This is a genomic window from Mycobacterium simulans, assembly GCF_900232995.1.
Lineage (GTDB): Bacteria > Actinomycetota > Actinomycetes > Mycobacteriales > Mycobacteriaceae > Mycobacterium > Mycobacterium simulans.
The window spans coordinates 2,873,594-2,884,820 of the sequence record NZ_OCVX01000003.1; the positions used below are offsets into that span (position 1 = coordinate 2,873,594).

5 protein-coding genes and 3 pseudogenes are annotated in these 11,227 nt (G+C 64.5%); 4 read left to right on the top strand and 4 right to left on the bottom strand.

Features of this window, described 5'->3' with window-relative positions:
• Positions 1-75: 75 nt before the first annotated feature.
• Positions 76-580, bottom strand: a pseudogene (locus MSIMFI_RS13865) (PE family protein); the annotation flags it as partial.
• Positions 581-692: 112 nt separating this feature from the next.
• Between MSIMFI_RS13865 and MSIMFI_RS13870 the strand changes: the two are divergent.
• Positions 693-1,877 (top strand): NAD(P)-dependent malic enzyme, encoded by a 1,185-nt coding sequence (locus MSIMFI_RS13870; RefSeq protein ID WP_191497628.1) that lies wholly within the window; start codon positions 693-695, stop codon positions 1,875-1,877.
• Entirely contained in the window at positions 1,874-2,725 is an 852-nt protein-coding gene (locus MSIMFI_RS13875; protein WP_191497629.1) for a glycine betaine ABC transporter substrate-binding protein, read from the top strand. Before MSIMFI_RS13870 ends, MSIMFI_RS13875 begins: the two co-directional genes overlap by 4 nt.
• Here MSIMFI_RS13875 and MSIMFI_RS13880 read toward each other — a convergent pair.
• The 3 genes from MSIMFI_RS13880 to MSIMFI_RS13890 all read right to left on the bottom strand — a co-directional run bounded on the left by MSIMFI_RS13880 (position 2,714) and on the right by MSIMFI_RS13890 (position 8,437).
• Positions 2,714-3,559 (bottom strand): SDR family NAD(P)-dependent oxidoreductase, encoded by an 846-nt coding sequence (locus tag MSIMFI_RS13880; protein ID WP_191497630.1) that lies wholly within the window; start codon positions 3,557-3,559, stop codon positions 2,714-2,716. The two genes, MSIMFI_RS13875 and MSIMFI_RS13880, sit on opposite strands and share 12 nt — an antisense overlap.
• 194 nt (positions 3,560-3,753) lie before the next feature.
• A complete protein-coding gene (locus tag MSIMFI_RS13885; protein ID WP_191497631.1) occupies positions 3,754-7,473 on the bottom strand; it encodes a multifunctional oxoglutarate decarboxylase/oxoglutarate dehydrogenase thiamine pyrophosphate-binding subunit/dihydrolipoyllysine-residue succinyltransferase subunit in 3,720 nt (1,239 codons plus the stop codon).
• Positions 7,474-7,657: 184 nt separating this feature from the next.
• Positions 7,658-8,437: a hypothetical protein gene (locus MSIMFI_RS13890; RefSeq protein WP_186244197.1), complete on the bottom strand. Its 780-nt coding sequence runs from the start codon at positions 8,435-8,437 to the stop codon at positions 7,658-7,660.
• A 207-nt stretch (positions 8,438-8,644) separates the two neighbouring features.
• Here MSIMFI_RS13890 and MSIMFI_RS13895 point away from each other — a divergent pair.
• Positions 8,645-10,216: pseudogene (locus tag MSIMFI_RS13895) on the top strand (MFS transporter); the annotation flags it as partial.
• 376 nt (positions 10,217-10,592) lie between these two features.
• Positions 10,593-11,129: pseudogene (locus MSIMFI_RS29265) on the top strand (PE family protein); the annotation flags it as partial.
• Positions 11,130-11,227: the final 98 nt, after the last annotated feature.

The window sequence follows — 11,227 nt, forward strand, 5'->3', positions numbered from 1 at the left end:
TAGAGCCGGCGGGGAGGAGGGAGCAACGAAATAGGAAGGTGCACACCCGGAGCGACGGGAAATAAGCAAGCGGGCCCCGCCCCCCCCAAAACCGACCCCCCCGGCCCCGCCCCCCCCCCCCGCGGGGCTCCCGGGGGAGCAGGACCGCCCCGCCGTTGCCGCCGTTGCCGTACAACAACCCGCCGTCCCCACCGTTCTGCCCCGGACCGCCGTTGGCGCCGTCACCGATCAGCGGGCGCCCGAACAGCAGTGAGGTGGGCGCATTGATCACATCCAGCGCCTGCTGCATGGGCGAGGCATTCGCGGCCTCGGCAGTGGCATATGACGCCCCGGCGGAATTCAACGCCCGCACAAACTGCTGCTGAAAGGTTGCGGCCTGAGCGCTGAGCGCCTGGTAGGCCTGGGCATTAGAAGAAAACAGCGACGCGACGGCCGCAGACACCTCATCGGCGCCCGCCGCGAGCACCTGGGTGGTTTGAGCGGCGGCCGCGCCATTGGCAGCGGCCAGGGCCGAGCCGATGCCCTCCAAATCCGTCGCCGCCGCCGTCAACATGTCTTGTGCTGCAATCAGATACGCCATAATGGGCCCCTCAGCAGGCGAAATCGAACGATAGGCCAGGTCAAAGGGTATCGCGATACTGGACAGCACGTTTGGCGTTTTGTCCGGCTAGCGCTGCAGTACCCTCGACCCCGTGCCAAAAATCGACTTGCCGCCACATATCGTCATCGAAGACGACGAGATCTTTCAGGCCCACGTGGGCGGAAAGCTTTCCGTAGCGCTGCAGGCACCGCTGGACACCCAGCGCGCTTTGTCGATTGCCTACACCCCGGGCGTGGCGCAGGTCAGCCGCGCGATCGCCGGCGACCACACCCTGGCCGCCCGGTATACCTGGGCGAATCGGCTGGTGGCCGTCGTCAGCGACGGCAGCGCGGTACTCGGGCTGGGCGACATCGGACCTGCGGCCGCGCTGCCGGTGATGGAGGGCAAGTGCGCCCTGTTCAAGGCATACGGCGGGTTGGATGCGATCCCGATAGTGCTGGACACCAAGGATCCCGACGAGATCGTGGAGACCCTGGTGCGGCTGCGGCCCACGTTTGGCGCCGTCAACCTGGAGGACATCTCCGCGCCGCGCTGCTTCGAGATCGAGCGACGGCTCATCGAGGCGCTGGACTGCCCGGTAATGCACGACGACCAGCACGGTACCGCAATCGTCGTGCTGGCCGCACTGATGGGCGCCACCAAGTCGCTCGGCCGGGACATGTCCTCGCTGAAGGTGGTGGTGTCCGGCGCCGGTGCCGCAGGTGTGGCGTGCACGAATCTGCTTCTCGCAATGGGGGTTTCCGACATCACGGTGCTCGACTCGCGCGGCATCCTGCACACCGGACGAGACGACATGAACAGCGTCAAGGTCGATCTGGCGCGACGCACCAATCCGCGCGGTGTCACGGGAGGCATGGCCGAAGCGCTCCACGGTGCCGACGTATTCCTCGGGGTTTCCGCGGGTATGGTTCCCGAAGAATTGATCGCCAGCATGGCGCCCGACGGGATCGTGTTCGCGCTGTCCAACCCTGACCCGGAGATACACCCCGAAATTGCGGCCAAGTACGCCGCAGTGGTGGCTACCGGTCGCAGCGATTTCTGCAACCAGATCAACAATGTGCTCGCGTTCCCTGGGGTGTTTCGCGGGGCGCTGGACGCCGGAGCTCGTCAGATCACCGAAAAGATGATGGTGGCCGCAGCCGAGGCGATCTTCTCCGTCGTCAGCGACGAACTCGCGCTCGACCGGATCGTCCCCAGCCCACTGGACCTGCGAGTTGGGGAAGCGGTGGCAGGAGCCGTGGCTCTGGCGGCAGAAGCATCAGACGCCACGGGGTGAGGATCGCCAGGCTGACTGCGCTGCTGCTCGCCGCCGCGATCGCTGTGGCTGGCTGTGCGGCCGAAAACCGTGACCACCGCCCGGAATTGGTCGTCGGATCCGGGCCCGACTCTGAGTCGAAGCTGTTGGCCGGCATCTACGTCGCGGCGCTTCGGTCGTACGGTTTTGCGGCGCGAGCCGAAACCGCCGACGACCCGATGGCGAAGCTGGATGCCGGCGCATTCACCGTCGTCCCCGGCTTCACCGGTAAGGTCCTGCAGGCATTGCAGCCGAGCTCCTCAGCACTGTCCGACGCCCAGGTTTACCGGGTGATGAACTCGGCGCTGCCCGAGGGCGTAGCCGCGGGTGACTACACCACCGCCGCCGAAGACAAACCCGCGCTCGTGGTGACCCCGGCCACCGCGCAGGCCTGGGGCGGCAGCGACTTGAGCCTGCTGCCGCGGCATTGTGGCGGGCTGGTCGTCGGGAGTGTCCGCGGCTTTCGCGCCCCGTCGGGGGTGGGTGCCTGCCGGCTGCCCGCCACGCGTGAATTTGCCGATGACGCAACGATGTTCGCGGCGCTTAGGGCTAACGAGCTGACCGCGGCATGGACCACCACCGCCGACCCCGGCATTCCCGCGGACCTGGTTGTGCTGGCCGACGGCAAAAACGCGCTCATACAAGCCGAGAACGTGGTGCCGCTCTATCGGCGCAACGCGCTAACCGATCGGCAATTGCTGGCGATCAACGAAGTCGCCGGTGTGCTCGACACCGCTGCCCTCGTCGAGATGCTCCGAAAGGTTGCCGGCGGCGCCGACCCGCAAGCGGTGGCCGACGCGTGGCTTGCCGAGCACCCGCTAGGGCGTTGACGTGCGGTGCTTGGCGGGGATAAGCCCGCCGAGCACGGGCATGAACAGCCGCTGGTATCCCGAACCGGTCAACCGCACGACAATGTCGAGGATCTTGGCGTCCGGGCCGACCAACACCCGGGCCTTGTTCTTGCGCACCGCCCCGAGAATGATTTGGGCGGCTCGCTGCGGGCTGGTGTGAGCTACCCGCTTGTCGAACAGTCGGGCTAGCTCTTCGGCATCCAGCCCCTCGGCCGCGGTCGCGTTGCGTGCGATCGCCGTCTTGATGCCGCCCGGGTGCACCGTGGTCACGCCGACGGGATGGCCGGCCACGATCATTTCCTGCCGCAGCGCCTCGGTGAAACCGCGAACGGCGAACTTAGCCGCGTTGTAGGCCGCCTGACCCGGCACCGAGAACAACCCGAACACGCTGGAGATGTTGATGACGTGGCCGTCCCCTGAGGCGATCAGGTATGGCAGGAATGCCTTGGTGCCGTTCAACACGCCATAGAAATCGACATCCATCACCCGGTCGATGTCCTTGAACGGGCAGACCTCGATGTCACCCGTGTGCCCAATGCCGGCATTGTTGTAGATCTGGTTCACCTTGCCGAAGTGCTCGTTGACCGCGTCGGCGTAGACCAGAAAGGCTTCGCGTTCGGTGACGTCGAGCCGGTCGGCCTTGACCGGCGCACCAATTGCCTTGAGCTTCTCCTCGGTCTCCGCCAGCCCTTCGATGTTGACGTCGCTGATCGCCAGCTTGGCACCAGAGCGTCCTAACTCGATGGCCAGCGCCTGCCCGATGCCCGAACCCGCCCCCGTAACCACGGCGACCTTTCCAGCGAACCCCTGCATGAGAGCACCTCCCTCGGTCGTTTGCTTTTCGACGTTAGCCGGTACCGGTGGTCCCGTTTAGCAGCGGGTGGTTCAGGCGGAGAAATCGACGAGGTTCAGGGCCAGCCCTACCGCGCGCCATCACCCCACGGGTGTGCGCAAAATGCCGGCCGATGCGGCGTGCCGCTGAACAAACACGCACGCTCGCGGTGGCATTAGGCGAACGCCGTGTCCAGGATCTCCTGTTGCTCGACGGCGTGCACCTTCGACGAGCCTGACGACGGCGCCGACATGGCCCGGCGCGAAATGCGCTTGATGCCGCTGAGCAAGTCGGGGAGCACCTCTGGCAGCGTGAGGCCCAACGACGGCCACGCGCCCTGGTTAGCCGGCTCTTCCTGCACCCAGAAGTACTCATTGACGCCTGTGTAGCGTTCCAGTGTCTCGCGCAGACGCCGCCGCGGCAGCGGGGCCAGCTGTTCGAGGCGAACGATCGCGATGTCGTCGCGGTTGTCTTTTGCTTTCCGTGCTGCCAGCTCGTAGTAGAGCTTGCCGCACGTCAACAGGACCCGGGTGACCTTGCTGCGGTCACCGATGCCGTCCTCGTAGGTCGGCTCCTCGAGCACCGAACGGAACTTGATCTCGGTGAAGTCCTTGACATCGCTGACCGCTGCCTTGTTGCGCAGCATCGACTTCGGCGTGAATACGATCAGCGGACGCATGACCCCGTCCAGAGCGTGCCGTCGCAACAGGTGGAAGTAGTTCGACGGCGTCGACGGCACCGCAATGGTCATCGAACCCTCGGCCCACAGCTGCAGGAAGCGTTCGATCCGGCCGGAGGTGTGGTCGGGCCCCTGTCCCTCGTGTCCGTGCGGTAGCAGCAGCACCACCGTCGATAACTGGCCCCATTTGGCCTCTCCGGAGCTGATGAACTCGTCGATGATCGACTGCGCACCGTTGACGAAGTCACCGAACTGCGCCTCCCACAGCACCACAGCGTCCGGATTGCCCACGGTGTAGCCATACTCGAAGCCCACGGCGGCGTACTCGGACAGCGGCGAGTCGTAGACCAGGAACTTGCCGCCGGTGGGCGTGCCGTCCTTGTTGGTCGCCAGGAGTTGTAGCGGCGTGAACTCCGCGCCGGTGTGGCGGTCGATGATCACCGAATGCCGCTGCGAGAAGGTGCCGCGGCGGGTGTCCTGCCCGGACAGCCGCACCAACTTGCCCTCGGCCACCAGTGAACCCAGCGCCAACAGCTCGGCGAACGCCCAGTCAATCTTGCCTTCGTAGGCCATCTCCCGGCGCTTTTCCAGAACCGGCTGGACCCGCGGGTGTGGGGTGAAGCCGTCCGGCTGGGCCAGGAATGCGTCGCCGATTCGGGCTAGCAACGACTTGTCGACCGCGGTGGACAGCCCTGCGGGCAGCATCTGGTCGGCCTCAACTGATTCGCTGGGCTGCACACCGTGCTTCTCCAGCTCGCGGACCTCGTTGAACACCCGCTCGAGTTGGCCTTGGTAGTCGCGCAGCGCGTCCTCGGCTTCCTTTATCGAGATGTCGCCACGGCCGATCAGGGCTTCGGTGTAGCTCTTGCGGACCCCACGCTTGTTGTCGACAACGTCGTACATGTAGGGGTTCGTCATCGACGGGTCGTCGCCTTCGTTGTGACCGCGCCGGCGGTAGCACAGCATGTCGATGACGACGTCCTTCTTGAACCGCTGCCGGAAGTCCACGGCCAGTTGCGCCACCCACACGCACGCCTCGGGGTCGTCGCCGTTGACGTGGAAGATGGGCGCGCCGATCATCTTGGCGACGTCGGTGCAGTACTCGCTGGACCTGGAATACTCTGGCGCCGTGGTGAACCCGATCTGGTTGTTGACGATGATGTGGATGGTGCCGCCGACCCGGTAGCCCGGCAGATGCGCCAGGTTCAGCGTCTCGGCGACCACCCCTTGCCCGGCGAAGGCGGCGTCACCGTGCAGCATCAGCGGCACCACCGAGAAGGCCCGTTGGTTTTCACTGTCGGTGTCGCCGTGGTCGAGCAGATCCTGCTTGGCCCGCACCAGGCCCTCCAGCACCGGGTCGACGGCCTCCAGGTGCGACGGGTTGGCGGTCAGCGATACCTGAATGTCGTTGTCGCCGAACATCTGTAGGTACACACCGGTGGCGCCGAGGTGGTACTTGACGTCGCCGGAGCCGTGCGCCTGCGCCGGGTTCAGGTTGCCCTCGAACTCGGTGAAGATCTGCGAGTACGGTTTGCCGACGATGTTGGCTAGCACGTTGAGTCGGCCGCGGTGCGGCATGCCGATGACCACTTCGTCGAGGCCGTGCTCGGCGCATTGGTCGATCGCCGCGTCCATCATCGGGATGACGCTCTCCGCGCCTTCCAGCGAGAACCGTTTCTGTCCAACGTATTTGGTGGCCAGGAAGGTTTCAAATGCCTCTGCTGCGTTCAGCTTGCTCAGGATGTACTTCTGTTGTGCCACAGTGGGTTTGACGTGCTTGGTCTCAACCCGCTGCTCCAGCCATTCCTTTTGTTCAGGATCCAGGATGTGGGCGTATTCCACGCCGATGTGGCGGCAGTAGGCGTCGCGCAACAGGCCCAGCACGTCGCGCAGCTTCTTGTACTCGCAACCGGCAAAGCCGTTGACTTTGAACACCCGGTCGAGGTCCCACAGGGTCAGGCCGTGGGTTAGCACCTCGAGGTCGGGGTGACTGCGGAACCGGGTCTTGTCCAACCGCAGCGGGTCGGTGTCGGCCATCAGGTGACCGCGGTTGCGGTAGGCCGCGATCAAGTTCATGACGCGGGCGTTCTTGTCGACGATCGAATCCGGGTTGTCGGTGCTCCAGCGCACCGGCAGGTACGGGATGCTCAGCTCGCGGAAGATCTCGTCCCAGAATGCGTCCGAGAGCAGCATCTCGTGGATGGTGCGTAGGAAGTCACCGGATTCCGCGCCCTGGATGATGCGGTGGTCGTAGGTCGAGGTCAGGGTGATCAGCTTGCCAATGCCCAGTTCGGCGATGCGCTCCTCGCTGGCGCCCTGGAATTCCGCGGGGTACTCCATTGCGCCGACGCCGATGATGGCGCCCTGGCCGGCCATCAGCCGCGGCACCGAGTGCACGGTGCCGATGGTTCCGGGGTTGGTCAGCGAAATCGTCACTCCGGCAAAGTCTTCGGCGGTCAGCTTGCCGTCGCGCGCTCGCCGGACGATGTCTTCATATGCGGTGACGAACTGTGCGAACCGCATGGTCTCGCAGCGTTTGATGCCGGCGACCACGAGGGAGCGCTTGCCATCTTTACCCTGCAGGTCGATCGCCAGGCCAAGATTGGTATGAGCCGGGGTCACCGCGGTCGGCTTGCCGTCGACCTCGGTGTAGTGCCGGTTCATGTTCGGGTACTTCTTGATCGCCTGGACCAGCGCATAGCCCAGCAGATGGGTGAACGAGATCTTGCCACCGCGATTGCGCTTGAGCTGGTTGTTGATGACGGTCCGGTTGTCGATTAACAGCTTGGCCGGGATGGCCCGCACGCTGGTCGCTGTTGGCACGTCGAGTGACGCGGACATGTTCTTGACGACCGCTGCTGCCGCGCCCCGTAGGACCTGCACCTCGTCGCCCTCGGCGGGCGGGGGAGCGGCGGCCTTGGATGGAGCCACCGTTGGAGCAGCCACGGCCGAGCCATTGCCTGCAGGGGCGGCGGGCTGGGCGGGTGCCGTGGCCGTCGCAGCCGACTTTGCCTGCGGGGCGGCCGGCTTGGCGTCTGCGGGCGTCGAGGTCGCAGGGACTGGCTCTGCGTCAGGTTCAGAGGTTGATTCGGGGTTGTAGTCAACCAAGAACTCGTGCCAGCTTGGATCGACCGAAGAGGGGTCGTCGCGGAACTTGCGATACATCTCCTCGACCAGCCATTCGTTTTGTCCGAACGGTGAACTTATGTTGGCCACGGCCGCTGTTCGCCTCGATTCTTTTGTCCTGCACGGGTCCAGCAAGCGCCATTACCCCAGCGCCCGCACATCTTCGTACCCCGGTTGGTGGGGCACGCCACATCCTCGGCGGCAGGCAAGGTGTCTGCCTCCTAAAGGCTAACGTTTTGCTGGTAATTCGACAGAGGGACCGGCTATCCGCGCTCTAGCTGGCATCCCGAACAGTCGGCAGCAGATGCAGGGTGACTGGCCAGCGTGTCGGCGGGGCACCGAACGCCGATCGTGCATTGCGGACAATCTTGCGGCCCACCAGCCGGTTGCCAATGGCGCCGATGATTGCGCCGATGCCGACTGGCATCAGCTTGCCGAACAGCAGCGCGCCCCGCTTCAGCGCGAATCGCTTGACGAAGTACTTGAGCATCCGCGAGTTCAATTTCGAGATCGCCGGCAGCGGCAGCGAGGCCATGCTTTCCGATACCCAGCCGCCGGTGGTGCGCCCGGAACCGATCAGTTCGGCCACGGCACTCTTGCTGTTGTCGCCGACCAGTACCGCCAGCACCAGGGCCCGGCGCCGTTCTCGGTGGTCGAGGGGAATGCCATATACCGAGGCCAGCGCCAGCACGAAGAGCGCGGTGGCCTCAAGGAACACCACGGTTTCCCCGGCGGCCGCAGACAATGCGGCCAAGGTGCCGATCCCGGGGAACGTCGCGGCCGCACCCACCGCTGCGCCGCTGGCGGTCACGACGGACACGAAGCGCTTCTCCAGTTTGGCGACGATCTCGGCGGGACCGGCGCCCGGATGGGAGCGGCGAAGGCGGTCTACATAAGCCTCTGCGGCTGGGCCCTGTATTCGCGAACTACGTTCGATGACCTGCGCCAATGCCCGCGTGGATGCTTTCGCCCGGCCGGTGGTGGCAGTCAGCTGCGGGTCCAGCTCAGACTTGCTCCGGGCGTTGTTCCAAGACCGAGTTCGTCGAGGGCTCATATTCTCTCCTGCCAACGGCGTCCCCCTAGGCTAACGCCCCGTTCAACGATTGCGGACCGCCCGGCGTTTCCTAGTGGTTTGGGCTCCAACGGGAATAATGCAGGCTGGACCTCGATCGGTGGCGATGCGGGTCAGCCGAAGCGAGATCTGTAGATGACCCGCGCCGGCGACGATGCAGAGCGAAGCGATGAGGAGGAGCGGCGCTCAATGACCACCGCGACGGGCCGAGTGGCGGCTGGCCGCTACTCCGGAAACCCTTGGCATGCGCTGTGGGCGATGATGATCGGCTTCTTCATGATCATGCTGGACTCGACCATCGTCGCCGTCGCGAACCCGACGATCATGGTCAAGCTGCATATCGGCTACGACACCGTGGTCTGGATGACCAGCGCGTATCTGCTGGGGTATGCGGTGCTGCTGCTGGTGGCCGGCCGACTCGGCGATCGGTTCGGCACGAAATACCTGTACCTGATCGGTCTTGCAGTGTTTACTGTCTCGTCGGTGTGGTGTGGGCTGTCAGGCAGTGCCGGCATGCTGATCGCTGCCCGAGTGGTGCAGGGTCTCGGTGCTGGGCTGCTCACCCCGCAGACCTTGTCGACAATTACGCAGATCTTTCCCGCCGAGCGTCGCGGTGCCGCGATGGCCGTGTGGGGTGCCACCGCTGGCGTTGCCAGCCTGGTGGGACCGTTAGCCGGCGGGGCGCTGGTCGACAGCCTGGGCTGGGAGTGGATCTTCTTCGTCAACGTCCCCGTCGGCATCGTTGGCCTGGGATTGGCGGTTTGGCTGATTCCCGTGCTGCCCACTCACGTGCACCGGTTCGACTGGATCGGCGTCGTGTTGTCCGGACTAGGGATGTTTCTGATCGTCTTCGCACTGCAGCAGGGTCAGTCAGCCCATTGGCAGCCATGGATCTGGGCGGTGCTCGTCGCCGGTGTCGGGTTTATGTCGGTGTTTATCTACTGGCAGGCGCTCAACAGACACGAGCCGCTGATCCCACTGGACATCTTCCGCGACCGGAACTTCAGTCTCTGCAATGTCGGGGTGGTGGTCATCTCGTTCGCGACGACGGCGCTGATGCTGCCGCTGACGTTCTATGTCCAGGCGGTGTGCGGGCTGTCGGCGACTCGTTCGGCCTTGCTGATCGCGCCGATGGCCATCATGAGCGGCTTGTTGGCTCCGGTCGTCGGCGTGCTCATCGACCGATCCCATCCGCTACCGGTGCTCGGTTTCGGCTTTTCAGTACTGGCGATCGGACTGACCTGGCTTTCGTTCGAAACGGACCCGGGCACGCCGATCTGGCGGTTGGTGTTGCCGTTCAGCGCGATAGGTGTGGCGATGGCGTTCGTTTGGTCGCCCCTGACGGCCACCGCGACCCGCAACCTGCCACCTGACCGGGCCGGCTCGAGCTCGGGCGTGTTCAACGCCACTCGGCAGCTCGGGGCGGTGCTCGGCAGCGCGGGCATGGCCGCCTTCATGACGTCTCGGATTGCCGCCGAGATGCCGGCCGGCGCAGCTGCCGTCGCTGGGGCACCAGATGATGCCACTGCGGAGGGCATCACCTCGGTGCGATTGCCCGAGTTCCTGCGCGAGCCGTTTTCGGACGCGATGGCGCAGTCGACGCTGCTGCCCGCGTTCGTCGCGTTGTTCGGGATCGTCGTTGCGCTATTCCTGGTCGGCTTGACCGGATCGCGGGTGATGCGCGAGCCCGTGACTGCCGATGGATATGACGACTACGACTATGACGATGACGACTACGTCGAATACATCGTTCGTCGCGACGGGCCCGCGTACCAGGAAGCGGATGATTCGCTGTCCGCATGAACGTTTAATTTGACCTAAATAGCTGTGCACAATATGTGTTATTGATGTGCATATTCGGCTAATGACTGTGCATGATGTCCAAGCGAGATGGTCAACGTAGCCCGAGCAGGTTGATCCGAAACACCGTCCGGTTCCGGAGCATCACCACGAGTCGGCTGTCATCGCATTCGGAGCAGCGAGATTTTGAATTTAATTGACGGCTTTGAATTTAAAATCGGCGCTTGAAGTGAAATGGCGTGTCGGGACGAGTTTTTCCAAAAACGTATGTATTTTGCGCACCCCGCGGCGAATACTGTCCGAAAGTCACGTCGGGCGCGACTGATGGGAGCCGCTGATGTCGTCATTTCTGATCGCCGCGCCGGAGGCGTTAGCGGCCGCATCGAGGGAGTTGACTGCGATCGGATCAATGCTCAGCGCAGCGAATTCGGCGGCTGCGACCTCCACGACGGAGGTAGTGGCCGCCGCGGGTGACGAGGTGTCGGCGGTTATCGCACGGTTGTTTGGCACCTACGCCCAGGATTATCAGGCGCTCAGCGCGCAGTCGGCGGCTTTTCATGATCAGTTTGTGCGCGCTTTGGTCGCGAACGCCGGCGCGTATGCGGCTGCCGAGACCGTGAATGCCTCGCCCCTGCAAATCCTCCTGGATCTGATCAATGCGCCCACCAACATCTTGTTGGGTCGGCCGCTGATCGGCGACGGCGCCAATGGCGCGCCTGGGACCGGGCAGGCTGGTGGGGCCGGCGGGATCTTGATTGGTAACGGCGGCAACGGCGGGGCCGGGGGGGCCGGGGGGGGGGGGGGGGGGGGGGGGGGGGGGGGGGCGCGGGGGGGGGGGGTTCCTTTTTTTTTAAAAAATTCCCGGGGCCCCGGGAAAGGGGGAAAAAAGGAGGGCGCGCTTCTCTGTTAAAAAAAAAAAAAAAAGATAGGAGTAAACGAAGGAGGGGCAGAGATGAAGATAGAGGAGATGAG